General features: G+C 32.5%; 27 protein-coding genes. 6 read left to right on the forward strand and 21 right to left on the reverse strand.

Annotated features, from left to right (window positions below; all coding sequences use genetic code 11):
* Positions 1 to 29: 29 nt before the first annotated feature.
* The 7 genes from ACZIYX_RS01575 to ACZIYX_RS01605 form a co-directional block, all read right to left on the reverse strand.
* Entirely contained in the window at positions 30 to 365 is a 336-nt protein-coding gene (locus ACZIYX_RS01575) for a hypothetical protein (protein ID WP_462680434.1), read from the reverse strand.
* 198 nt (positions 366 to 563) lie between these two features.
* Positions 564 to 965: an alternative ribosome rescue aminoacyl-tRNA hydrolase ArfB gene (arfB, locus tag ACZIYX_RS01580; protein WP_462680435.1), complete on the reverse strand. Its 402-nt coding sequence runs from the start codon at positions 963 to 965 to the stop codon at positions 564 to 566.
* On the reverse strand, positions 962 to 2,527 hold the full coding sequence (locus ACZIYX_RS01585; RefSeq protein WP_462680436.1) for a DUF4301 family protein: 1,566 nt from the start codon (positions 2,525 to 2,527) through the stop codon (positions 962 to 964). Before ACZIYX_RS01585 ends, arfB begins: the two co-directional genes overlap by 4 nt.
* Positions 2,511 to 3,092, reverse strand: coding sequence for an AAA family ATPase (locus ACZIYX_RS01590; protein ID WP_462680437.1), 582 nt, complete (start codon positions 3,090 to 3,092; stop codon positions 2,511 to 2,513). Before ACZIYX_RS01590 ends, ACZIYX_RS01585 begins: the two co-directional genes overlap by 17 nt.
* Positions 3,053 to 3,685, reverse strand: a complete 633-nt coding sequence (pnuC, locus tag ACZIYX_RS01595) for a nicotinamide riboside transporter PnuC (protein WP_462680438.1) — start codon at positions 3,683 to 3,685, stop codon at positions 3,053 to 3,055. Before pnuC ends, ACZIYX_RS01590 begins: the two co-directional genes overlap by 40 nt.
* The gene (locus tag ACZIYX_RS01600) at positions 3,669 to 3,929 is read right to left on the reverse strand and encodes a hypothetical protein (protein ID WP_462680439.1); all 261 of its coding nucleotides are present in this window, start codon (positions 3,927 to 3,929) and stop codon (positions 3,669 to 3,671) included. The genes pnuC and ACZIYX_RS01600 overlap by 17 nt, the downstream gene beginning before the upstream one ends.
* A 133-nt stretch (positions 3,930 to 4,062) precedes the next feature.
* Complete coding sequence (locus ACZIYX_RS01605; protein ID WP_462680440.1) at positions 4,063 to 4,704, reverse strand: 4'-phosphopantetheinyl transferase family protein; 642 nt, start codon at positions 4,702 to 4,704, stop codon at positions 4,063 to 4,065.
* Positions 4,705 to 4,838: 134 nt separating this feature from the next.
* Here ACZIYX_RS01605 and ahcY point away from each other — a divergent pair, with 134 nt between their 5' ends.
* A complete protein-coding gene (ahcY, locus tag ACZIYX_RS01610; protein ID WP_462680441.1) occupies positions 4,839 to 6,155 on the forward strand; it encodes an adenosylhomocysteinase in 1,317 nt (438 codons plus the stop codon).
* Between the two features lie 139 nt (positions 6,156 to 6,294).
* Here the strand turns inward: ahcY and ACZIYX_RS01615 are convergent, their stop codons facing one another.
* From ACZIYX_RS01615 to mutY, 9 genes are all read right to left on the reverse strand, one after another.
* On the reverse strand, positions 6,295 to 8,010 hold the full coding sequence (locus tag ACZIYX_RS01615; RefSeq protein ID WP_462680442.1) for a hypothetical protein: 1,716 nt from the start codon (positions 8,008 to 8,010) through the stop codon (positions 6,295 to 6,297).
* Between the two features lie 212 nt (positions 8,011 to 8,222).
* Positions 8,223 to 8,483 (reverse strand): 50S ribosomal protein L27, encoded by a 261-nt coding sequence (gene rpmA / locus ACZIYX_RS01620; RefSeq protein ID WP_462680443.1) that lies wholly within the window; start codon positions 8,481 to 8,483, stop codon positions 8,223 to 8,225.
* A gap of 35 nt (positions 8,484 to 8,518) precedes the next feature.
* Complete coding sequence (rplU, locus tag ACZIYX_RS01625; protein ID WP_462680444.1) at positions 8,519 to 9,151, reverse strand: 50S ribosomal protein L21; 633 nt, start codon at positions 9,149 to 9,151, stop codon at positions 8,519 to 8,521.
* Positions 9,152 to 9,251: 100 nt separating this feature from the next.
* A complete protein-coding gene (locus ACZIYX_RS01630) occupies positions 9,252 to 9,725 on the reverse strand; it encodes a DUF4199 domain-containing protein (RefSeq protein WP_462680445.1) in 474 nt (157 codons plus the stop codon).
* Positions 9,726 to 9,820: 95 nt separating this feature from the next.
* Positions 9,821 to 10,696 (reverse strand): DMT family transporter, encoded by an 876-nt coding sequence (locus ACZIYX_RS01635; protein ID WP_462680446.1) that lies wholly within the window; start codon positions 10,694 to 10,696, stop codon positions 9,821 to 9,823.
* 128 nt (positions 10,697 to 10,824) lie between these two features.
* The gene (gene gldD, locus ACZIYX_RS01640) at positions 10,825 to 11,394 is read right to left on the reverse strand and encodes a gliding motility lipoprotein GldD (protein ID WP_462680447.1); all 570 of its coding nucleotides are present in this window, start codon (positions 11,392 to 11,394) and stop codon (positions 10,825 to 10,827) included.
* Positions 11,375 to 12,706, reverse strand: a complete 1,332-nt coding sequence (locus ACZIYX_RS01645; RefSeq protein WP_462680448.1) for a gliding motility-associated protein GldE — start codon at positions 12,704 to 12,706, stop codon at positions 11,375 to 11,377. The genes gldD and ACZIYX_RS01645 overlap by 20 nt, the downstream gene beginning before the upstream one ends.
* Positions 12,707 to 12,731: 25 nt before the next feature.
* A complete protein-coding gene (locus ACZIYX_RS01650; RefSeq protein WP_462680449.1) occupies positions 12,732 to 13,199 on the reverse strand; it encodes a single-stranded DNA-binding protein in 468 nt (155 codons plus the stop codon).
* Positions 13,200 to 13,397: 198 nt separating this feature from the next.
* Positions 13,398 to 14,450, reverse strand: a complete 1,053-nt coding sequence (gene mutY / locus ACZIYX_RS01655; RefSeq protein WP_462680450.1) for an A/G-specific adenine glycosylase — start codon at positions 14,448 to 14,450, stop codon at positions 13,398 to 13,400.
* Positions 14,451 to 14,580: 130 nt separating this feature from the next.
* On the opposite strand from mutY, the gene ACZIYX_RS01660 reads away from it, so the two are divergent.
* Positions 14,581 to 14,871 carry an HU family DNA-binding protein gene (locus tag ACZIYX_RS01660; protein WP_024768281.1) on the forward strand — a complete coding sequence of 97 codons (291 nt, stop codon included), beginning with the start codon at positions 14,581 to 14,583 and terminating at the stop codon, positions 14,869 to 14,871.
* 281 nt (positions 14,872 to 15,152) lie between these two features.
* Positions 15,153 to 16,691, forward strand: a complete 1,539-nt coding sequence (locus ACZIYX_RS01665) for an Rne/Rng family ribonuclease (RefSeq protein WP_462680451.1) — start codon at positions 15,153 to 15,155, stop codon at positions 16,689 to 16,691.
* A 132-nt stretch (positions 16,692 to 16,823) separates the two neighbouring features.
* Here ACZIYX_RS01665 and ACZIYX_RS01670 read toward each other — a convergent pair whose 3' ends face one another.
* Together ACZIYX_RS01670 and ACZIYX_RS01675 are read right to left on the reverse strand one after the other, a co-directional pair.
* Positions 16,824 to 17,696, reverse strand: a complete 873-nt coding sequence (locus ACZIYX_RS01670) for a thiopeptide-type bacteriocin biosynthesis protein (RefSeq protein WP_462680452.1) — start codon at positions 17,694 to 17,696, stop codon at positions 16,824 to 16,826.
* A gap of 8 nt (positions 17,697 to 17,704) precedes the next feature.
* Complete coding sequence (locus ACZIYX_RS01675; protein WP_462680453.1) at positions 17,705 to 19,993, reverse strand: lantibiotic dehydratase family protein; 2,289 nt, start codon at positions 19,991 to 19,993, stop codon at positions 17,705 to 17,707.
* A 333-nt stretch (positions 19,994 to 20,326) separates the two neighbouring features.
* Between ACZIYX_RS01675 and ACZIYX_RS01680 the strand changes: the two genes are divergently transcribed.
* Positions 20,327 to 20,755 carry a regulatory protein RecX gene (locus ACZIYX_RS01680; protein ID WP_462680454.1) on the forward strand — a complete coding sequence of 143 codons (429 nt, stop codon included), beginning with the start codon at positions 20,327 to 20,329 and terminating at the stop codon, positions 20,753 to 20,755.
* 218 nt (positions 20,756 to 20,973) lie between these two features.
* On the opposite strand, the gene ACZIYX_RS01685 is transcribed toward ACZIYX_RS01680, so the two are convergent.
* Positions 20,974 to 21,666, reverse strand: a complete 693-nt coding sequence (locus ACZIYX_RS01685) for a hypothetical protein (protein ID WP_462680455.1) — start codon at positions 21,664 to 21,666, stop codon at positions 20,974 to 20,976.
* A 298-nt stretch (positions 21,667 to 21,964) separates the two neighbouring features.
* Between ACZIYX_RS01685 and ACZIYX_RS01690 the strand changes: the two genes are divergently transcribed.
* The gene (locus ACZIYX_RS01690; protein WP_462680519.1) at positions 21,965 to 22,567 is read left to right on the forward strand and encodes a lipoprotein signal peptidase; all 603 of its coding nucleotides are present in this window, start codon (positions 21,965 to 21,967) and stop codon (positions 22,565 to 22,567) included.
* A gap of 50 nt (positions 22,568 to 22,617) precedes the next feature.
* Here ACZIYX_RS01690 and ACZIYX_RS01695 read toward each other — a convergent pair whose 3' ends face one another.
* Together ACZIYX_RS01695 and ACZIYX_RS01700 are read right to left on the reverse strand one after the other, a co-directional pair.
* On the reverse strand, positions 22,618 to 22,824 hold the full coding sequence (locus ACZIYX_RS01695) for a hypothetical protein (protein WP_462680456.1): 207 nt from the start codon (positions 22,822 to 22,824) through the stop codon (positions 22,618 to 22,620).
* 548 nt (positions 22,825 to 23,372) lie between these two features.
* Positions 23,373 to 23,684 carry a hypothetical protein gene (locus ACZIYX_RS01700; RefSeq protein WP_462680457.1) on the reverse strand — a complete coding sequence of 104 codons (312 nt, stop codon included), beginning with the start codon at positions 23,682 to 23,684 and terminating at the stop codon, positions 23,373 to 23,375.
* Positions 23,685 to 24,009: 325 nt separating this feature from the next.
* Here ACZIYX_RS01700 and ACZIYX_RS01705 point away from each other — a divergent pair, with 325 nt between their 5' ends.
* Positions 24,010 to 25,041 (forward strand): aldo/keto reductase, encoded by a 1,032-nt coding sequence (locus ACZIYX_RS01705; RefSeq protein WP_462680458.1) that lies wholly within the window; start codon positions 24,010 to 24,012, stop codon positions 25,039 to 25,041.
* Positions 25,042 to 25,363 lie beyond the last annotated feature (322 nt).

Consider the following 25,363-nt stretch of genomic DNA (forward strand, 5'->3'; position numbering starts at 1 on the left):
AAAACGATATCCTTTTTCTACCCCTAGATTTAAGATTTATTGTCGTTTGGCTTTATCCATTTGCCATTAGCGCTTGCAAATACAACTTTTGTGTTTTCGTTTTTATCTTGCAGAACAATCTTATACGTATTATCTTTTGACATATAAGCTTTTACAATCCTTAGTTCTTCATAATCTTTTGCTGCTGCTTCTTGAACAGGCAACGGCAACTCTACAATATTTATCTCTGTATATTCTTGTAGCTCATGATCATAATCCCAATATTCATAATTGTCGCCAAGGGATGCTAATTCGTCTTGACCTAGAACACCCTGAGCCGAAAAAATGCTTATTATAATTCCTATTATCATTGGTACCTTTTTCATTGGGTTATTGGTAAACTTATTTCTACAGTAAAGTAAATAGTAATAATTGTTCCAAAGACAAGAATTTATTTTTAAATAATATAATATCCTGATTATCAATTAATTAAAAAGTAGTATTTTTTGAAAAAAAATAGTAAAAAATGTAGAATACCCATTAATAATGTAGAAATATTACACATTTTTAAGCGATTAATCATTTCATTCAAAAGGATTTCTTCTATTCATTTTCTTTAAAGCATGCTTTTTCTTATTATCTAATCGCTTTTGAATAGCTGTTTTGGATGGTTTAGCAGATTTTCTTTTTTTGGGAATACAGAGATTAGTTTTAAGGACATCCAAAAATCTTTTAATTGCTAGTTCTTTATTTTTGTGTTGACTTCTGCTGTCACTGCATTGTACCAGTAGAACTCCTGAATTTGTTATTCTGGAGGACAGTTTTTGATATAATCGAAGCTTTTCATCCTCTGTTAATCCTAAAGATGTGGTAATATCAAACGTAAGTTCTATTTTTGAAGATACTTTATTAACATGTTGTCCACCTGCTCCTGAGCTTCGAACAGCCTTAAATTTTAATTCGTTTATAACAACAGCGGTATTCATGAAAAAAGTGTTACCTGATGTGCTGATTTCAGTAAATCATTTACTGTTTTTACCGGGTTAAAGGTAGTTAAAGGGACTTCGATAAACACACTAATCCAATTAGACATTGCCCCATTCCACAATCCGGGAAGCTCTAGAGCTTTTAAAACCTTACCATTCATTGTTTTATTAGTAATAAACCCTGCTTCGGGATCCACAAAGTCTAATAAATTAAATTTATTTCCTTTATAGTTTCTAACTCCACAGACCAGATCTACCGGATTAAAATGGGTGGCACTTTTAAGGATTTCCTCTTGTCTGTAGTTTGTTTTGTCAATTTGAGGGGTTTCTATGATTTGCAAAACAGATCGTCCATTTTCACGTTTGATCCAGAACGGTCCACCACCGGGTTCCCCCTCGTTAATTACCATTCCACATACACGAATAGGACGATACAGGGATTTTCGCAAAAATTGAAGTTTATATTTATCGGCAAATTTATCAAAATCCAAAGGTAATGTTACATTTAATTGTTGTACCAAAAACCTCTTAATATCTTTCATTTCTGGTTCTGATGGGTTTTTTTTATCGATTGAAGTTAATATTCTAAATACTTCGTCCTGAATTTCTATTAGCTTACCTGCTAATATTTTTTTATATCCCGAGACTTCATCCTGGTATTTTCTAACTACCACATTATCTATATTTTTAATGTAAATAATATCAGCATCCAAGTCATCTAAATTTTCGATCAATGCTCCATGACCTCCGGGTCTGAATACCAAAGATCCATCTTCATCCCTAAATGGTTCATTATCTTCTGTTACTGCAATGGTATCTGTTTCTGGCTTTTGAAATGAATATGTAATATCAAATTTTGTATTTGTTTTTTCTTCTACTTTTTTCTTGATTCTTTCAAATTCGTCTTTAAAAGCTTCGAGGTGCTCTTTAGAAATTGTAAAATGTAGTTTAGATTCTCCTTTATCATTGGTATTATACCCCGCAGCTTCATACAAATGCTCTTCAAAAGACGTTGCTGTGCTATCGGTATATTTATGAAAAGGGAATAACCCTTTGGGAAAAATTCCATAATTTAACCCTTTTTCTTTTAGCATCATTTCGACAAATATATATAGTTGTCTTCCTTCAGATAAAGATTCAAATTTTGGGTACACACTTTTCACCTTTTCCATGACAATATCATAAAAAGGGAATTTTTCTAGCCCTATTAAAAAAAGACGTATTGCATTTGCTTTTTCATGATTTGTGTATGAATTAAGGCTTTCTTTTTCGTAATCATAATTATCCAAAAACCGAAATAAATCTTTAAACATTCTTGTTGCAGCACCCGATGCCGGAACAAATTTTATGGTTTCCAGATCTGATAATCTCGAATTATATAATTTAATAAGTTCTGATTGATAGTGTTCAGAAAATTTAAGAATCCCATTATCCAAAGTAGCAGGACTCCTTAATGTTACAAACGGAATCCCATTTTTAAATGTTTCTATTTGTGAGAGCACTTTATCAACTGTTAATCCTTTTGATTTAATTAACTTGACATCCTTATCTGTTATATTCACTTTTATTCTTTATTAATTGGCTTATAATTGTCAATGCACTTTCAAAACGAGATGTTTTATCTCCTTTTATGACGACATACGGAAGATTATATTTTTCCAGACATTCTTTAAATCTTAAAAACATCTCTTCTCGTTCTTGGGGTTTATCTCTTAGATCATCTGGTATCCATGGGGTGTCAATATAAGTCAAAAGATATAAATCGTAAACATTTTCTAATGAAATTTTCTTTAAAATTTTTGGAACTAATCCATCATAATATGCTTCTGAATACACTTTTAGTTCTAAAAGATTTGTGTCACAAAAAATTATTTTATTGGCTTTTTTAGCAAGTTTGTTCTCTAATTGGATTTGTCCCATTGCAATAGTAAGCATATCCTTATACTCACAAACTGTTTTGGTTTCATCCCATTTTTTTTGCAAATATTCTCGCATGTACTCCGGAACGTACTGTGTATTGTAGTGTTTTGCCAACTGCTTTGATAAAGTAGTTTTTCCTGTGCACTCTGGCCCAAATAAAACTACCCTTATGCAACTACCAGGCTCTTGTCTAAGGTTTTCTTCCATGAAAGGTATCCAAAAATTGCAATAATGGTAAATAATAAATATTGAAAACTCGTTAATGTAAACCCTTTATAAAAATATAATGGCACAGAAATAATATCTCCTATAACCCAAAATATCCAGTTCTCGATTTTTCTTTTGGCCATTAACCACATACCTACAAAAAATATAGCTGTAGTTATGGTATCTACATAAGCAGTCCAGTCTTTCCATTTATCAAAAACTACATAAACCCCAAACACAAAAAGCAAAGTCATAACAAAAATTATTATAGCTATATTTTTTTCTTCAATTGTTGTTCTGGAAATAGGGGTTACATGGGTGTCATCTATTTTTAAAGTCCAGATATACCAACCATAAATACTCATTATAAAATAGTATGCATTAATCATCATATCTCCCAATAACGACCATTGCAACAACAAATAAACATAAATTGCAGTACTAACAATACCTGTTGGATATACCCAAATCTTATTAAACCAGGCAAACAGAACGCTTAACAAACCAAAAAATGCGGCAATAATTTCCAGGGTTATATGAAGATCAGAATATTCTGAATACTGACCGAAAAAAAAATCAAAAATGGGGTTCATAACTGCTTCTATTGCTTTTTACCATTTTTATATATACTAAAACGTGTTCCATATCCCCAAAAGCTTTTTTAATTTCTTCTGTTAAAAAAGGCATTACTTTATCATACTCACCATAAATCTGGGTGCTTAACGGGTTTTCTAAAATTGTAAATTCTGATAAGCGCAATCTTTTTATAAAACGAATTATATGTTCTTCATAATCCTCCTGAAGCGGGGTAAGGGTGAGATCTATCGATATTTGCATTTTTTTATTATTGACGTTGATTATTTTATAAACACGAAGGTAAGCAACTATTTTTTGGCTATGTACAGACCTGAATCTGCATTTAAACCCGGCATACTCAAAAACTATTTTCCATTAATAATCTTTTATATGGCTATATTATTATTGCGGGCAATGCATAAACACATGTAAATCCTTCAAATTCTAAAAAAGACATATCGTAATGGTTAATTTTATCATCATAATTGATTGCGCCATAAATAAACGGATGTTCCAGATCAAAAGGGGATATGTATATATGTTGTTCAAAACTTAATCCTGAAGCTGCATATAACTTATAAAGGGATTCTTTGGCTCCCCAAATTATAGTCAGGGCTCTAATCTTTTCTAATCCATTTTTTGGTATGTGGTCACTTTCAAAATCGTTTACAAATTTATGAGATATTTTTTCAATTTTTTCTCTTTGCTTTTCTATGTCAATACCTACTGGTTTGTCACTAATAACAATCCCTGCAAATTCATAAGAATGTGTAATTGATATTTGCTTACCATCTTTAAGGTGTGGCTTTCCAAATTCATCATAGTACAAATCATGATCTGTATATCCTGCAACTGCAAGCAAATGCCTCACGCTCATAAAGCCTCTGCGATGCATTTCTGATTTCATATTATCGACTCTGTTTTGACAATTTTGTGTTAATTCTATCCCTTCACAAAGAACCTCGTAAGGCTCTTCGATCTTCCAAATCAACACATTAGTACTTTGATCTACTGTTATAGTTTTATAAAGAGGCATTTATATTCTTAAAGTTATTATGTACCTTTGCACACTGAAAAAGAGGAATTCTATTCCGTTTTTCAAAAAAAACGAATTTAGAACAATTTTGTGCAAAATACCAAAATGCATTTTATAAACATAAAATAAAAACTATGAGTACCAAAACAGCACCTTATATTCCTTACAAAGTAAAAGACATCTCATTGGCTGCCTGGGGAAGAAAAGAAATAGAATTGGCAGAAGCAGAAATGCCCGGGCTTATGTCTCTTCGCGAAGAATATAAAAACGAACAGCCTCTTAAGGGCGCTCGTATTGCCGGATGTTTGCACATGACCATACAAACAGCTGTATTAATTGAAACATTAATTGCTCTTGGTGCCGAGGTAACCTGGAGTTCTTGTAATATATTTTCTACCCAAGATCAAGCTGCTGCTGCAATTGCTGATGCCGGAATACCTGTGTATGCATGGAAAGGTATGAATGAAGAAGAGTTTGATTGGTGTATTGAACAAACTTTGTTTTTTGGAGAGGACAGAAAACCTTTAAACATGATTTTGGATGATGGTGGGGATCTTACTAATATGGTATTAGACAGATATCCGGAATTAGTAGGTGATATTAAAGGTTTATCTGAAGAAACTACAACCGGGGTTCATCGTTTATACGAAAGAATGAAAAAAGGAACATTACCAATGCCAGCCATCAATGTAAATGATTCTGTAACCAAATCAAAATTTGATAATAAGTATGGATGTCGTGAGAGTGCTGTAGATGCTATTCGTCGTGCTACAGATACTATGCTTGCTGGTAAACGTGTAGTAGTTTGCGGATATGGAGATGTAGGCAAAGGTACTGCTGCATCTTTTAAAGGAGCAGGCTCTATTGTGACCGTTACCGAAATTGATCCTATATGTGCACTACAAGCTGCTATGGATGGTTTTGAAGTGAAAAAATTAGAAACTGTGATCGGAAACGCAGATGTGGTAATTACTACAACCGGGAACAAAGATATTGTACAAGGACACCATTTTAGAGCTCTAAAAGACAAAGCTATCGTATGTAATATCGGTCATTTTGATAATGAAATAGATATGGCGTGGTTAAATAGCAATTACGGAAATACAAAAGATGAAATCAAACCACAAGTAGATAAATATACTATTGATGGAAAAGATATTATTATCCTTGCTGAAGGACGTTTGGTAAATCTTGGTTGCGCAACAGGACACCCTAGTTTTGTAATGAGCAACTCGTTTACAAATCAAACACTGGCGCAAATTGAGCTTTGGAAAAATTCTGAAAACTATAAAAATGAAGTGTATATGTTACCAAAGCATCTGGATGAAAAAGTAGCAAAATTACACTTAGAACGTCTTGGGGTAGAATTAGAAACATTACGCCCGGAACAAGCTGAATATATTGGAGTTACTGTTGAAGGACCTTTTAAACCAGAATACTATAGATATTAAAGAGATCGTTGTTGTGGTTAAATTTAAACCATTTCCACTTCCCTTTTAGTAAACAAGAAACCTCTTATCTATACAATAAGAGGTTTCTTATACAATTTAATTTTGAACTTGGTATTATTAAAATTTCTTTTACTTATACTTATTGCTTAGTAGTAACTTTTATAAGAAAATCTTTACTTCTTCCATTAAATCCTTCAATTAAAATTTCTGAATCTGAAAGGGGTAGGATTTTTTCAGTTTCAAAATGCTCTAATTCTTTTCCTTTTATATCGCGGGTATTAAATATCGCTTCTTTTTTAACTTCCCCCGTTTTATCATTAATAATATAAGCAGTAAAATACCCTCCTTTACCATCTGTATGTTGATATGGAACCTTATCTTCTGGCAGGTTTAAGTTTTTTACATTATCCAAATACAACAAATAATGATGATCCCCTGCAAACATATGGGTATACGACATAGATCTTTTTCGATTTACTCCTTTTTGTCTTTTAGGCAACTTATGCATCCATGCCAACGATCCATCTGCATTTATTTTAGCGACCAAAATATCTCTAAAATGGAAAGACAAACCACTCAGTGACATCATAAAAGCATCTTCATTAAAAACTTCATTCCTTTTAGGAAATCCTTCTCCTAAATCTCTTTTTTGCAATATATACCGTTGTTCTCCTAAAATTAAAAAACTACCATCTTTATTTAATTCAATAGAATTAATTTTTAATTGATTAAAAGGCGGTTTTTTATCTAAATTTTCTTCTCCTTTCTTGATATTACGCTTTTCTCCCTTGCTAGAATATTTATTTAACATTTCGACAGAAAAATCATAGTTTTTAAAATTACTGACAGCCCCATCTTTGTCTAATTTAATTGTAAAAATACCTGTAGCTTGCCCTTTTTTATTTGAAGAGAACAACAGCCTTGCTGTTCCTTTATCAGGATTTTTACAGGTTCCAGCTATTACAATATCACCTTTTGCATTTTCATAAAGAGATGCTTCATCTATAAATTTATCTCCTATTTCTATTTTATTTTTAATAATGCTTTTGGTATTCTTTTTTATTTTAAAAAGTTCTAAATGATAATTAGCCTCTTCTTTATTTTTCTTCTTTTCATCTGTACTATCATCTTCATATACCGTTGCCAACATATAAAAATTACCTTCTCTGTCAATAGTATAATCCCCATTATTCATTTTTTTCTCTGTATATGGCATTTCTACGACTTCATTCCATTCTAACTTCAAATCCGAATCAAAAACATGTATTGCAATTCGATCAAAACTTTTAGAATCATCTCTAAATTCAGGTTTTAACCTATATGTTACTAATAATTTTTTATTATCAAATGATTTTTTAAAGAAATATTTCCCTCCAAAAGCTTGCATCATTATTAATGGTTTTGAACTAGAAAGCTTATGCCTAACTATAACTATTTTTCCTTGCTGGCTAAGAAAAGTATATGGATCTCCTACCGTTAAATCTTCTAAAGAAATATTAACTGCCATTAATGATTCTATTTGTTTACTTCTATCCCAAGCTTCATAGAAAAACACAGCTTTATCTCCTATCTGTATTATTTCTTTATTCCCTCCTTTACTCTTCATAAATTTTTTTAAATCTACTCTTTTAAGTTCTTTTAGGGTTTTTGGATCAAGTTTTTGGACAATCAAATCAGATTTTTGACTATTTATTGTTACTATATAGTTTTTGTGTTTGTAAAACACTTTTATTTCACCATCTGTTTCCTCATACTCTTCGCCCACCTCTACTGTAAAGTCATTTGACAGTTTTGGGTCTTGAGAAAATATATTAATAGTAACCAAGAATAATAAGAGTAAGCATTTATTTTTCATTTGTAGATTTTTAAATTTGATGATAAATATATATATATTTAAACACAAACAAGAACATTTTAGAACTGAAATAAAAATCAAGGTATCTGCTTTTAATCGATATCTCTCTAATCTTATAATCTTGTAAACAAGAGAAGCGAGAAAAACTATATGTATAAAAAAAGCCCTTTTCTATAGAGAAAGGGCTTTTTTGATAACAAAGGAAACATGTTCTATGCCTCAAAAGGAACTATAGAAACATAGGATTTATTGTCTTTCTTTTTAGTAAATTTTACCAAACCATCTACTTTTGCATGTAGGGTATGATCTTTACCAGCATATACATTTTCACCTGGTCTGTGTGCTGTACCTCTTTGCCTTACAATGATGTTACCAGCTACGGCAGCTTGTCCACCAAATATCTTTACGCCAAGACGTTTCGATTCTGATTCTCTACCGTTTTTCGAACTACCAACTCCTTTTTTATGAGCCATTTTCTTTCGGTTTTATATTGTTAATATTAGCCGGATTATTTTTTGATCCCGCCGTCTAATTTATCTTGTAATTCTTTAAGCTCATCCCACTTACCATCTGCAGCTAATTGTGCTTGTGTTGGCCATGTGTCTGGTACGTGATTTCCACGAACGTCTGCGATGAACTCAGCGATTTTTTCAGGATCAGCTTTTGCTAAATCTGCAAAAGTAACAATACCATTAGCATTTAAAGTTTCTGCAATTTTAGGTCCAATCCCTTCTATCTTTTTAAGATCATCTGCTGTAGCTGCAGCTTTTTTAGGGGTCGCAGTTTTAGCTTTTGGTTCTGCTTTTTTTGTTTCTGTTTTCTTTGCTCCAGAAGTTACTATACTTTCGATAACGATTTCAGTAAGAGCTTGACGGTGACCATTTTTTACACGGTATCCTTTACGTCTCTTTTTCTTGAAAACAATAACTTTATCACCTTTAAGGTGTCTTGTGATTTTTGCTCCTACCTGAGCTCCATCTATAGCTGGGGCGCCTAAAGTAATATTATCTCCATCTGCTGCAAGAAGAACTTTGTCGAAAGAAACTGCGTCTCCTTCTTCTCCTGGCAAACGATGAACAAATACTTTTTGGTCTTTTGCAACCTTAAATTGCTGCCCTGCTATCTCTACAATTGCGTACATAGCGTAACGTTTAATTAATTATTTTTTTACTATAAAAGAACTTGCCTGTTTTTAACAAGCGGGTGCAAATATACTGTTAATTAATTAAATGGCAAATATTTTACACCTCTATAGGACGTGATTTGTATTTTTTTTTAAGATTCCAGCTTTCTTTAAATAACTGCATAAAGGATAAGGTTAAAACAAAGGTTGTTGCAAAACCCATAATTGCTGCTACAAATACTACGATACCAACTCCTGCATGATGGTGAGAGCTCCAGTTTGCTAGCATTTCTGGCAAAAAATTAGTATTTATATTGGTAACATATACGGCAAAAAAAACAGTAAATATAATAGTAGCGTTAAAACCAGTAAAAAGACCTGCCATAAAACCTTTTTGAAATTCAAAATTTTTACCTTTTTCATGCTTGTAATCTTTCATAGCTTTATATAACCCTAAAGCAACGATAATACCATTGCCTATACTATAAACAGGATTGGTATGTACTTCTGTCAAAGAAAGAATTAAAAAATAAACTATAAGCCCAACAGCAATCAAGGCTCCATATTTAACGGGGATAACTGATTTTTTCATATCCTTTTTCTTTTAGATTCCTTTATAAAGATAAGAAATTTAAAATCTTACACCCTTTAAATACTTGTTAATTTACTGTTTTACAGAAAGATAAATCATCTATTCCGGTTTGCCAAATAAACCCCAAAAACAATGATTCCTGATGCCAGTACTTGATAAAAACTAAACTGCTCATTATCCATTACCCCCCATAACAAAGCTATTACAGGTATCATATACGTTACAGAACTTGCAAAGACCGGTGTACTTATTTGCACTAATTTATTAAATAACACTTTTGCTATCGCTGTGCCCACTACTGCAAGAACAGATATGTATATTAAACTGGTTTGTGTTTTGGGGTTTGTGATTGTTTCTATTTTAAAGAAACCTGAAAAACCCAATACTATTAACGCTGGAATAATTAATATAATAAAATTTCCATTAGCTATGGCTATTGGAGAAATGTGTTGCATATATCTTTTTATTATATTTACATTTATAGCATAACAACATGAAGCACAAAGCACTAAAAAAGCATACCAATAATTTTGATCAGGATTTACAGATGCTCCTTCCAAAATCAACGCAAGACAACCTATCAAACCTACAATTACCCCTATAAATTGATTTTTATTAAACCGAACAGAAAAAACCGATATCCCCAGGATTAAAGCCATCAAAGGAGTAGTAGAATTAAGTATTGATACTATCCCGCTATCTATTTCTGTTTCGGCAAAAGCAAATAAAAAAGCTGGAATAAATGATCCTGTAAATGCAGATATTGCGACCCATTTCCAGTCTGATGCCTGTATGGTTTTTAAGCTTTTAAAACCAATCAAAAACAAAAACAATGCTGCAAACAAGGTTCTTAACGCCCCTAATTGCATTGGGGTCAGGCCTATAAGTGATTTTTTGATAAGAATAAACGAACTACCCCAAACAACAGACAGTATGATCAGATACAGCCATTTAAGTTTTATATTTTGCATTTTTTTTAAGTAAGCTACAAAAGTGATAAAATTATAAATGCACAGCTCTTATTTTAAAAAATATTTAATCAATAACCTCAGAGTAATTTCATGGGGAATCAGACCCTCAATGAGGGATTAAGTCAATATTATTTCCATCGAAGGGTTTCCATAATATGTTTCATATCATTACGAAGATAATTGGCAGCAGGAAGTACAGAATCATAGTTTGGTTTTACTTTAAAATATACAGAGCCTACTATAAAATGGTTGATACTGTCTGTTATATAAAACTGAGATTGAGAGGCTGCATCACCAGACACTTCATAAAACATACCATACACTTTATTATCTACATCTATATATGGCTCTTGCAAAATTCCGTCTGCCTTAATTACATGCTCATGTGTTAGATTTTGAGCATCTCTAAGCAAAGAATCCAAATTGTTGTTAATTTCAAAATAAGAAATATACATAGTAGCTTTCCACTTTTTATATTCCAGATTATACCAGCACTTTTTATTTTTTTTTGCTTTTTCTAATTCTGAATATTCATTTTTTTCAAAAGTATAATGGCACGGAGACGACACTTCTTTATATTTAGGAACCGGATAACTAAGCCTAAGCATTCCTTCTGGTTTAGGAATCACCTCTCCCCCACAGGAAAATAATAGTAACACAAAAACTCCAAAAAAAAGTCTAACTCCCTTCATTATCATTAATAGTCAATTTCACTTGTTTTATTCGTTTATTATCCAAGGATTCTACCTTAAACACATACCTGCCTAGAGTTATCATCTCTCCTCTTTTAGGAAAACTTCCTGATATTTCGAGCAATAATCCTGCTATAGTTTCTGCGTCTCCTTTGTTATTTTCAAAAATATTGTTGTTCTCCAGCTTCAACACTTTATAAAAATCTTTTAACGCCGTTCTGCCTTCAAAAACATAATTTTGATCATCTAATTTAGAAAACACTAAATCTTCGTCATCAAACTCATCGCTAATATCCCCTACTATCTCTTCGATAATATCTTCTAACGAAATCAAACCGCTGGTCCCCCCATATTCATCTACAACTATTGCCAGATGATTTTTTTTAATTTTAAAATCATTGAGCAAATCATCCAATTTTTTGTTTTCTGGCACAAAATAGGGCTCTCTTAACAAAGATATCCAGTTAAAAGAAAGTTCGTTTACATAAGGCAAAAGATCTTTTACGTACAAAATACCGATAACCTTATCAATACTATCCTCATAAACAGGTATACGAGAATATCCATTTTCAATAATTTCAGAAAGAATTTCTTTATATGCTGCTACACTGTTTAGAGCAAAAATATCCATACGAGGTCGCATAACCTGTTTGGTATCTGTGTTTCCAAAAGATACAATCCCTTCTAATATTTTTTTTTCTTCGTCTGTGGTATCTTTATCCGATGTTAATTCTAACGCTTGTGATAGCTGATCTACACTTAAATTAGATTTTTGTTTTCCTAATTTATTATGAATTGTAATGGTTATGCTTCGCATTGGCAGGCTAATCGGAGAAATAACCCAATCCAAAACTCCTAACGGGCGTGCAATAAACTTAGCAAATTTTACCCTGTTACGACTTGCATATATTTTGGGCAAAATTTCGCCAAACAACAAAATCAAAAAGGCAACTACGCCAACTTCTACTACAAATCTTACATTAATCCACCCAAACCATGTGTAATCCAAATTACTAAAATAGATTTCACCCAGAGTATCAAAGAGTAGTATTATCGCAATATTAATAAAGTTATTTGCGACTAATATTGTAGCTAATAATTTTTTTGGCCTATCTAATAATTTTGATACAATTTTTAGGTTTTTAGAAGCGGCGTCTTCTTCTTTGAGATCGGTAGGAGTTAGCGAAAACAATGCTACTTCGCTACCGGATATTAAAGCCGAAAAAATAAGTAACGCTATCAACGCCAATACATTAATAGCTTGCGCCATATCAAAAGTGTATAGTAAAATAACTAACGGTTCAGGATCAGGGTCCAAATTATTTTTGTTTAGTTAAACTTATTTAAAATGGAAGATCATCATCTTCTACATCTGTTGAATTAGACGAAATAGCCTGCGAGTTATCTGCAGGAGTATTTGTCGTATTTATGTGAGAAACATTCTGTGATGCAAGATCAGAGGATGGGCTCTCGTTCTTAGGAGTAAGAAAAGTAAAATCTGTACATTGTATTTCTGTACTATATCTGTCTTTTCCTTGTTCATCTTGCCATTTTCTGGTTTTAAGACGTCCTTCAATATAAATTTTATCTCCTTTGTTAAGGTATTTTTCGCAGATTTCTGCAGCTTTATTTCTAACTACAATGTTATGCCACTCTGTAGTAGTTACTCTTTCTCCGGTACTTTTGTTCACATACGAGTCATTGGTTGCAAGTGGAAACCTGCCAATACAATTACCTCCTTCAAAATAATGCATCTTTACTTCATCTCCTGTATGCCCTATAAGCATTACCTTATTTAATGTTCCAGACATTTTTAATTTATAATTGATTAGGGTTTAAGACTACAAAGAAAAACAAACCACACTGAATAACGCTAATTACACACTTGTTATTTTCTTAAATGCCCTATAATAACTTTTCTTCAATAGTAAATGTAGTAAAAAAAATGATATTCCAGACACACAAACACCTACCTTAACTTATGTTTCAAACGTTTTGCTGTATTTGTGTTATTTAAAAAAAACATTTATAAAATTACTCAGTAAAACAGGAACAGGATATTGGTGTATATCTGTTATTTTAATTTTTTTTTGTGCTTCATTGATTTTCAATGGCGTATCTATGTTAATAATATAAAACCAAGTATATAAATGCTGATGGGATAGTTTATGAACTATTGGCTCGTTATAATATGGTATGACCTCATATTTTCCATCCCCCACTATTTGCTCAAAAACCGGATGCTTTACAATAGTGTCCTTATTAATAGTACCACTCTCTATTAATGGAAACTCGTACAATCCTTTCCATATCCCGCTATCTACTCTTTGGCTAATAATGGTTTGATTGTCTTTTGCAGAAAAAACCAGATAATTAAAATATCTCTTTTTAACTTTGGTTGTTTTCAATTTAACGGGCAACGCATCTACATTTTGATTTTTTAAAGCTTCACAACTATCACACAGCGGGCATATATTACAATCCGGTTTTTTTGGTTTGCACTGTAATGCACCAAACTCCATAATTGCCTGATTATAGTTTGCCGGATCCTCATGATCCATTAGCTCAATTGCCAGTTGTTTAAATTGCCTGGCCCCACTGGCGTTGTTAATAGGTGTATCGATATCAAAATACCGAGACAAAACCCTATAAACGTTTCCATCAACAACAGGAACTGCTTCCTTATAACATATAGACGCTATTGCACTAGCAGTGTAATCCCCAACTCCTTTTAACAATAAAAGATCTTTATAGGCAACAGGAAAGATACCATTCAAATCATACGCCACATGTTTTGCTGTTATATGCAGGTTTCTGGCCCTAGAATAATACCCTAATCCTTGCCATAATTTCAACACTTCCTGCTCACTTGCTTTTGCCAGATCAGACACCGTTGGAAAAGCCTCAATAAATGACCTATAATAAGGTAATCCTTGCGCAACTTTTGTTTGTTGAAGTATGATTTCGCTAAGCCAAATATGATACGGGTTATTGGTTTCTCTCCATGGCATGGATCTTTTGTTTTGTAAGTACCACGTAATGAGTTTTTTAGAAAAAATCATAGTAAAAATATAAGATTTGTAAAATTAAACGTTTAAAGATTAAAATATCATCTTAAGTATTGATATTTTGGATTTTAAATTCTTATATTTGCCCCCTTGAAAATTTAAAAACCCCTTAATAGGTAGTATAATGACTAAAGCAGATATTGTAGCAAAAATTTCAGAAAAATTAGGAATAGAAAAAGGTGATGTTCAGGCAACAGTTGAAACCTTTATGGAAGAGGTAAAAAGCTCACTAGAAAGTGGAGATAATGTATACCTTAGAGGATTTGGTAGTTTTATAATAAAAACAAGAGCAGAAAAAACAGGTCGTAATATTTCAAAAAACACCACGATTAAAATCCCTGCACACAACATACCAGCGTTTAAACCCGCAAAAGTTTTTGTTGAGGGTGTAAAAACCAACGTAGAAGTTAAATAAATAATAATAAATAAAAAGTATACACTATGCCAAGTGGTAAAAAACGTAAAAGACATAAGGTGGCTACGCATAAGCGTAAAAAGAGAAGAAGAGCAAACCGCCACAAGAAAAAGTAGTTTCTAACTACTTTTTTTATTTAAGAAGTTAAGTTCTTTGAAATCGAAATAAAATATGATATCTATATAGGTATGTATAGTTTGTTTCTACGGAATTGTAAAAAATTCCTGTGAAAAAATTGTTTAATCCATTCCGGTTATTATCGGGATAAAAATCTAATCAGAGTGAACAACGAATTGATCATTAGGTCAGGTTCCTCTACGGATTTTGCCTTATTAAAGGATGGAAAACTAGTTGAATTACATAAAGAAGAAGACGACAGTAATTTTGCTGTAGGCGATATATTTATTGCCAAAATCCGCAAAGCTGTCCCTGGTCTAAATGCCGCATTTGTAAATGTTGGTTATGAAAAAGATGCTTTTTTGCATTACCATGACTTAGGTCCTCAAATATCTTCTTTACTTAAATTCATTAAACGTGTAAGCACAGGTAAATTAAAAAATTATTCTCTTAAGGATTTTCCTGTAGAGAACGATATTGATAAACACGGTACAATTACCAATGTGTTAAAATCAAATCAATCGCTACTAGTACAAATAGTAAAAGAACCCATATCTACCAAAGGGCCACGAATTAGTTCAGAGCTTTCGATTGCCGGCAGATATATAGTCTTGGTTCCCTTTTCTGGCAGGATTTCTATTTCACAAAAAATAGAATCTACCGAAGAAAAAGAGCGTTTAAAAAGGCTTGTAAAAAGTATCAAACCTAAAGGTTTTGGGATTATTGTGCGTACCGTAGCAGAAGGCAAAAAAGTAGCAGAACTAGACAAAGATTTACAAAATCTTATGGGACGATGGGAGAGTATGTGTAAAAAATTGTACAAAGCCCATCATCCATCAAAAGTATTAGGCGAAATGAACAGAACATCTTCAATCTTAAGAGATGTTTTTAACGACTCCTTTACTTCTATTGTTGTAGACGATGAAGATCTGTACAACAGAATCAAAGAGTATCTGCAAGAAATTGCTCCAAAAAAAGAATCCATTGTGAAACTTCATAATCCAAAAGTGCCAATTTTTGAAAAACATGGTATAGAGAGGCAAATCAAAACGAGTTTTGGCAAGACGGTATCTATGAGTAAGGGCGCTTATTTGGTTATTGAGCATACTGAAGCTATGCACGTAATCGATGTAAATAGCGGTAACCGATCTAATAAAGCCAAAAATCAAGAAGATACTGCTCTGGAAGTTAACCTTATTAGTGCTGCTGAAGTAGCCAGACAGCTTCGTCTTAGGGATATGGGAGGTATTATAGTAGTCGATTTTATAGACATGAACAATGCTGACAACCGTAGAACTCTTTTCAATCAGTTGCGAGAAGAAATGAAAGACGATAGAGCAAAGCATAAAATTTTACCGCCAAGTAAATTTGGCTTGATTCAAATTACACGGCAACGAGTGAGACCTGAAATGAATATCAAAACCCGTGAGGATGATCCAAACGGTATGAATGGCGAAGTTGAGGCGCCTATCGTTTTAGTAGATAAAATAAAGGTCGAATTAGAAAAATTAATTAAAAAAGATCATAAAAAGATAACGCTGAGCGCACATCCTTTTATTGCAGCTTTTTTAACAAAAGGATTTCCATCCACCCGATCCAAATGGCTTATAAACCATAAAAGATGGGTAAAGATTGTACCTAGAGACGCTTACACGTATTTAGAATATCATTTTCACGATAAAAATGGTGAATTGATAAAATAGCAAAAAACCCAACCCTTTTCAAGAGTTGGGTTTTTTTGTTTTTACTATCACACAAAAAAAGTGTGCCTGTTAAGTGTTATATCTTTTAACCCTGTTTTATGCTACAACACATTTTATTCAAAAAACAGAAAGTCAGGAAGATGCCAAATAACTTACCTGCGTTTTTTGATATCGGGATAAAAAATCATAACAAACCAGTTCATAAAAACGCTGCCTGGATCTAAATGCACGATTTACCAACATGTGTATATAACTACTTAAAAGGTCATCCAAAGATATTTCTAATTCCTTTTTTTGATGCTTGTCCCTAATGTTTTGAATTGCAGATACCGATTTTTTAACTTTACGGTCTATTATCTGATCTAATACAGAATAATCTTCCTGAGTATAATCTCTTTCTAAAAATGAGGTAACCTTATTTTTTAAACCTCTGTACTTTTTATCCAATTGCTTGTTTAATAACTTATCTGCATTAAATTCTTTTTTAAATCCCATGCCATTTTGACTTGCCAAATCTAATTTTTGTTTGTTGTTATACCCAAAGCTATTCAATAAACTATCTATGGCTTTTACTACAAACAAAAAATACAGTTCTTCATCTTCAATACTCACTATCCCATCCAAAAGCATTAAACTATCATAAAAAAACAATTCTTCAGAGACCACCATAGTATTATTGCCATAACGCTCAAGCTCCCTTATATAAGTATCTGTTTGTATTTTATATATTATATGTTGTTCTACATACTTTTGTAATGCTTTATTTATTTTAAGAATAATATCTCCTATATGTTTTACATCTTGCAAATGCAATCGTATTCTAATATGAAAATCAGGATCTGCATATCGTATAAAAAACCAGGAATCTATCCATTTTTTTTTCAACAACTCCTCTGTAACAGGTTTAATGGATTCTGTAAGAATTGTATCTGATGTTCTTGCCCCACAATATATCTTATAATACAACCACTCATCCCCTGGTATAAATGTTCTTTTAATGCTCATAAAGTAATTTATCTTATCTCGATTTGTGCCTTTTTTGAAATGTTGTTTCTTTCTCTTGCTTGTTTTAATTTTTCATCATTATATAAGGAAACAACAAATTGATTGGTATAGTTATTTTTGTTTTGTTGAACTATAGCTGATTGTTTTTTAGAATTGATTTCATTCATAAATAAAAATTCTTCGAGAACACAGTTTTTTTTGTTTTTTATGGCATCCAACCACATTTCTATCGAATTATTGTTTTTCAAATTAATTAGCAGAGTATTATCTCCATCTACCAATTGTACCAAATCTGGTATGTTCAGTTTTGTTTTCCATACAGTTATGGCTTCAAACATATCCTTTTTATCGTCTGAGTTTGTAAATTCTAAATCTGCAACAATGATTTTCCACCGGGCTGCTGCCAAAATAAAATCTTTGTATACTACCCTTGGTAAAAAGGTATTTTTTTCTAATGCTTCTCCCCAATAAAATCCTATACCCGACCTACCGCCTTGTTTTTGCATATCACATAAAAAATGATATACCGGCAATGCATTGGCACTATAATTATGTGCATTGGTCAACCGTGGTACAATCTCTTTATTTAAGGTTTTAGACCTCAACACAATTCTGTCATACTTTACAGAGATCATCAAATCTTCTATAGGTATTTGTTTTTTTACAGATACATTTGATTTCCCCAAATAAGGTATTTCGTGCTCTCTTATAGTTGCCCTGCGTATTACGTTCCCGGTTCTGGATTCTGGCAAATGAACCACCTCTGCTATAATAAAATTTTGATGTATTTCCTGCTCTATGGCAACTATATTGTGAATATGTTTTAAAACTTGTTTGTTTCCCGTAGAAAATCTGCCCAAAAGGTTTGCTGCCGATGATCCCCCCATCGAGGATAAAACCATTTTTTCTTCGTCATCTATTTTTATAATTTCAACAATTGTCGACATGGTATCTGGCAAGTCGTTCCAGTTTGGCTCCAAATCTTCAAAATCTTTATCTTCCAGCTCTAAAATATATGAATTTTGTATTTCTTGTAATTTATTGCCCAATATTTCAGAAACAGCCCCCCAAGAGATCTCCTGTCTTGCATTTGATTTGAACGGAATATAAAGGTCATCCAAAAAAGAGGTGGAATCGCTGGCATCCTGATGTTGTAAATAACCAATGCCTATTTCTGTATCCAGAGCAATTGCCAGAGGGATCTCTTGTGTTTCATATCGTTTTACAAAAGCATCTTTAAACCGTTTTAAATCCGTTTCTTTATTAGCAATACTTATTTTATTTAGCACTACTAATACCCGTTTCAATTTATATCCCCATCTAATATCTAATTGATTGGATTGTGTTTGGGTGTACATGTCGGTTTGAAAAAGGTATTTTAACTCAAAAGGGGTTTCTAATTGTTTTAACCTTTCACTTACTTCAATGTATTTTTTGGTCTCGTTGCCCAGTTTATGGTCTATTTGATCCAGAAATTTCTTATAAAACTGAATTTCTTTCAGAACAGTTGTGTGGGTGTCCAATCTAATCAGGCATTGTTCTAATTGTATCAAAAAATCTTCGCCGGTTACCGTTGGTTCTATTTCACTTATCAAAATTTGATTATCGATAAGCTGTTCTATAAACTCTTCGGCCTCTTCTTGGGTAATTTCATCATCTACCAATAGCAATGCTAATTCCCCAATTTTTTTACCTGCCTTTGCATTATCTATTATGGTTTCGAGATACCCGGCATAAGTAACTGCTTCTATAGAATGCTCTCTGCGATTGTTTTTATTATAGGTATACTCTATATACCGGTATTGATCCCCTATCCTGTATATACTGCTGTTAGGATACCATAATAATTGCTTTTTGATTGCTTTTTCCTTAGCTAGTTTTTGTGAAAAAGCTACCAAAAAATTCATATCAAAACGGGTTTGCCTTTTATACAAATTATAATTCCCCAATTCGATATCTGTGGTTTCTGCAAAATTGCCTATACTACAGCCTGCAAATAACCCAAAAGGAGTACATCGCGAGCTCATCCTGGAAATATATTTTAATAAAGATACTTCTAGTCTTTTTTGTTTTTTGGTGTCTTTTAAATTTCCTGACAACCATTTTTCTATTTCAGAGAACAGTTCTGGCGAAGCTAAAAAAATGGCTTCTCTTATAATATCATCTTTCCATATATCTGCAAATATGTCTGTTGTTATATTTTTCTCTTTGGTAACGTTATAATAAAAATCCAATGGCAAGATTGGTGTTCTAAGGCAATACTGATCAAAAAAAGTATATGGGTTTTTTAGTTTCAAGAGGTCTCTAATTTATTTATGCTTAATAATCCGGAATAAATATACTACTTTCTGGTTTTATAGTTTTTTATGAGATCATCCTTATAAAAAACATCTATCCCCTGATTTTCCAGAAAGAAAGGCAACGTAACGGGTTTGTGGTCAAACCAAAGCCTTATCTTTCAAAATAGATAATAAAATAGTTATAGTAATGGTTTTGTATCGAAGTTCTGGGAACTGGTTTTATAAAATCCCACAGATAGATTTTTTTCTAATTACAAAAGTACTTTACCTTTGTGTATTATGTACAAAAACTTTTCAACACCTGTGACTGTAGCCGAGGCTATAAAAAAAATGGAGCATTATTGTGCTTACCAGGAACGTTGCCATAAAGAGGTGGAGGATAAGTTGTATACCATGAAACTGATTCCTGAAGCTAAAGAAAAAATCATATTACACCTTTTGGATCATAATTTTATTAATGAAGAGCGCTTTGCCAAAGCTTTTGCCAGAGGTAAATTTACCATCAAAAAATGGGGAAAACAGCGTATTACCCAAGAATTAAAAATACGACAAATCTCTGCTTATAATATTAAAAGTGCTCTTAACGAAATATCCAAAGCAGATTATCTGGAGGCTTTTCATACACTTGCCGAAAAGAAATACAAAAGCATAAGCGAACACGATAAAAATAAAAAACGAAAAAAGCTGGCAGATTATCTTTTATACAGAGGTTGGGAAACAAGCCTTGTGTATGATAAAGTAAGTGAACTTGTACCTTAAACCTGCATCAGGTTTGCCATAAATTTTTGTCTTTATGAAAAAAATAGAATCTTAAGATATAAAAAAAAGACCCAAAAAAATATTAGTATCAACAACTTATATTGTCAAAAATAATATTATACTAAATTAATAGCTACCAAAACTTACCTTCTCTGTTTATAAGTAACATTAAAATAGACTTTTCAGGTCTTTTTCAAAAAAAAATCAATAACTACTTACTATTTCACTTCAATTTCTTTAAATATTTCTACTTCAACAATACGTTGTCCATTGTTTATTCCGTCAGATTGATTAAACCCGTCTAATTTTTTTCTTCTTGTTACTGTAAGTATCGCTTTTCCTTTTTCCATTTTTCCTACAAAAACCTTGTCAAACTCCAACAATTCTGTTCCTTTTATTATTTCTGTGGCCCCATTACCTGCTTGTTGCAAAGACACTATAATTTGTTCATTTTTGCCTAAAGAAGCTCCGGACCATTTTAGCTTGGTTTTGCCATCCAGGGTTACCGATGCAAAAGATGCCGGTATCTCAATAGTTTCTGCTTCTTCAAAAGAAATTTTATTTTTAAAAGATTTCGAATCACTCTTTGTATATATAAATTCTGCATCAACAAGCCCTTTTACCTTCCAACCGTGACTATTAAATATAAGATTAAACCTTTGTGGTGGTTTTCCATTGCACAAAATCTTAGAATCCCCTTTTAATTCTAGTCGGGTCCCTTTTTCATCTATAGTTCTAAGAGTTGCTTCTGCAACTGTTTCTTTTTGATTCATCTGGTATCGCACAAGCAATTCTTGATAAACGGGTATATTGAGTTCTAAATCTGTAGAATCTCTTTTTTCACAAGAAAACACAGTACATAACAACATTAGAGCAGATACTACGCTTAGTGTGGTTTTAATTTTTTTCATCCTATTGGTTTAAGGTTTGTATAAAAAAATAATTGTTCTGTATACTACCTACAACAGGCAAAAGTAAAAACACCCTATTTTTTTTTTTACTTAAATTATCCATCAAAACTATAATCGCAATCTGGCAAGGTATGTTTATAAAAATGCTTCTTGTTGGGGGGCTGATTCTTCAAAATTTTAATCCATATTAGGGAATTAAAAAAGTTGTTCTTTTTGAATGAGCTTTTGGATTTGGGTTTCACTAATAAAACACTATTTTTGTCCAACGCTTTTAGCATCCAAGCAAACTAATGTATCTATGTCTATAAAGAAATCTATTCTGGTTATAATTTTGGTGTTACTTATTGATCAAATCACAAAAATTTATATAAAAACTCATTTTACCATCCATGATAATGTAAAAGTTTTTGATTGGTTTAGAATTATATTTGTAGAGAATAAGGGGATGGCTTGGGGGTTTGAACTTCCTGGCAATTACGGAAAACTAATCCTTACCCTGTTCAGGCTGGTAGCAATAACAGGTATTGGCTATTGGCTTTACGACTCTGTACGCAAAAATAGTGCGCCAATACTTACATTTTGTATAGCGTTGATTTTTGCAGGGGCGTTCGGGAACATCATCGATTCTATTTTTTATGGTATCCTGTTCAGCGAGAGCACAACCCTGGAGGTTGCAACTTTTTTGCCTGAAGGAGGAGGATATGAAGGAGTTTTTTATGGCAAAGTTGTAGATATGATTCAGTTTACCTTTTATGATGATATTTTACCAGAGTGGATTCCTTTTTGGGGTGGACAGCATTTTTCTTTTTTCGATCCGGTATTTAATATTGCTGATTCTGCAATAAGTGTAGGTGTATTTTTACTTATTGTTTTTAACAAAAGGGCTTTCCCTAAAAAATAACCTTTAAAATTAATTTCAGGGCACAACAATTCTGTTAGCCTGCTACGTTTTTATAAATCGCCTGTAATTTCAGAACCTGTAAATTGGAAAGCAAGGGATATTGTTTTTTGTAAAGTAAAAGGATAAACAGCCCCCTTATGAGTGATAATTTTTGGGCTAAAGTGCTTTCCAGAAGGGGTAAAAGTGATATATTCTGGGATCAGATCCCGCTCTAAGGTAGTTCGAATTACCTCTGGATGGGCTGGAAGCACTTCCATGGTTCTTCGAAGAACCCTGGTAACCACTATAAGTAGGTAGTAGTGTTCAATAAAGTGTGATAGGATTATGGATTCTCTGCCAAAACAAGGTTTTCCTAATTGAAAATGACCGTTCCCTCATTCTATGTTTTATAAAAAAGTTTTGGGTATTACTTTTGGGTAAACCAAATGAATATATATGCACTTTGCTCTAAAGCATGACTTTGGAAAAAGGGGTTTCAAAAAACAAAAGAATATGGTAACAATTGTGGTATGTGCAAATAGAACAGAGTTTACATAGGTTCTCTAAAATTTATAGGATGGATGCTGGAGGAAATAATTTTAGGTTGGTTAGTTGAAAAGAAACGAATGGGACATGGGGTAGTCCCGTTCGTTTTGATGTAATAAAGAGCTTCTAAATCGCTAACCTCATAGCAAGCTGAAAGGGGCATGCTTCTCCAAAATTATGTTTTGTTTTCAAGGCAATCCAGAGAGAATCAAAACCCTTAATGAGGGGGCTAATGAAGCTCTTTTCATGGTTAATAAATAAAAATGGTTGGTTATAATCTTTATTCCTCAGGAGTAAACCATTCTCCCCTAGAATTGGCATACACAGTTTTTGTGGTGTTATTTATAGTCAAAATCAATTTACAATTGCCCTTTTTATCTGTGTAAGCTTCAGAAATAGTTGCTTCGGGAAAATCTTTTTCTACAGCAGCTTTAATAATTTCAGAAAGCTTATCTGTATGTATTTTTTTATAATCCCCTTGATCTGCATAGGTTTTTGTAACCGGTAGTTCTTCTTCTGTCTGTTGGGCAAATACATTTGCAGAAGATAATGATATAGCGCATACAGCTATAAGAACAAATATCTTTTTCATAAAATATTAATTTAATTGCTCGTGTATGATTTTAAAAGAAATTATCATTCCAAAAAATTAAATAAATACAACAATGTTTTAATGTCTTGAAAAACAAATAATTGTATTTTTTATTGGTTTTAAGTTGTTTTTTGAAATGTTGACTTATCGTTATAGTTTGTGGAAATTTTCCACAAACAAAAATAAATAAAAACAGAGGTGCCTTTATTATGATAATTTTTGGAATAGTTTATTCATAGAGTTTCTATTTTTGAAAATAAAATAGCTGCAATTCAAAATTAAAGATCCCTCTTTAATTTTGAATTGATACTTACTAAAGAAAAAAATGAAATATACTACATTACCTGATACCGATATAAAAGTTAGTAAAATATGTCTGGGGAGTATGACCTGGGGAGAGCAAAATACAGAGGTACAAGGGCATGAGCAATTAGATTATGCTATTGCTCACGGAGTCAATTTTATAGATACGGCAGAGTTGTATTCTGTACCGGCAAATAAAAATACACAAGGCAGTACCGAAAAAATTATTGGCTCATGGCTGCATAAAACGGGTAAGCGAGAGGAGTTGGTTATTGCTACTAAGATAGTAGGACCAAGAGATTTTGTAAAACATATTCGTACAGGTGGTTTTACCAAAGATGAATTTACCGATGCTATACATAAAAGTTTAAAACGCCTGCAAACCGATTATATCGACTTGTACCAGTTACATTGGCCAGAAAGGAACACCAACTTTTTTGGGGTAAGAGGGTATTTGCATGACCATGAAGAACAATGGCGCGATAATTTTAACGAAGTATTAGGATACTTACAAGAATTTATAAAAGAAGGAAAGATACGACAAATAGGACTGTCTAACGAAACCCCTTATGGGGTAATGCGATATGCAGAAGAAGCCCGAAACGGTATGCCAAAAATGATTACTGTTCAAAACCCGTATAGTTTGTTAAATCGAAAAGATGAAGTGGGGCTTACCGAAGTTTTGCATCGTGAAAATATAGGGCATTTACCATATTCTCCTCTTGGTTTTGGGCAACTTACGGGAAAGTATCTCGAAGAAACACCAAAAAATGCAAGAGTAACCTTATTTCCTCAATTTTCCAGATATCACAACAAAAAATCATTTGAAGCTACCCGTGCATATAACCAAATAGCAAAAAACCATGGTATTGGTTTAACACAAATGGCACTGGCGTTTGTAAACCAACAACCTTTTGTAACCAGTACTATAATAGGGGCTACATCTTTAAAACAGTTAAAAGAAAACATAGGTAGTATAGATATAATCCTTTCTGATGCGATTATGAAAGAGATAGAAGCTGTACATGAAAACAATCCAAACCCTGCACCGTAGGTAAAACCAGAATTATGCATTAGAAAATGGATTACAACTCGAGCTATTTCAAGATATATTACTTTGTTTAGTACATGATAAAATTTTTCAGGATGTAGAAACAAGTTGATTTGTCATTCCGTTGAAGAACGGAATCCACTTATTAATAACACTATGCCAAAATGGATCCCAGCCTTTAGTTTATCCTGAGCCAAGTCGAAGGGCTGGGAGAAGAAAAAACAAGAAGCATTATTTTATTGCATTTTCAAAGTTAAAATGGTATAAGTACATCACAAAAATTGATCGAATTGTCATTCCGTTGAAGAACGGAATCGAATATTAA

The organism is Aquimarina sp. (genome assembly GCF_977115655.1).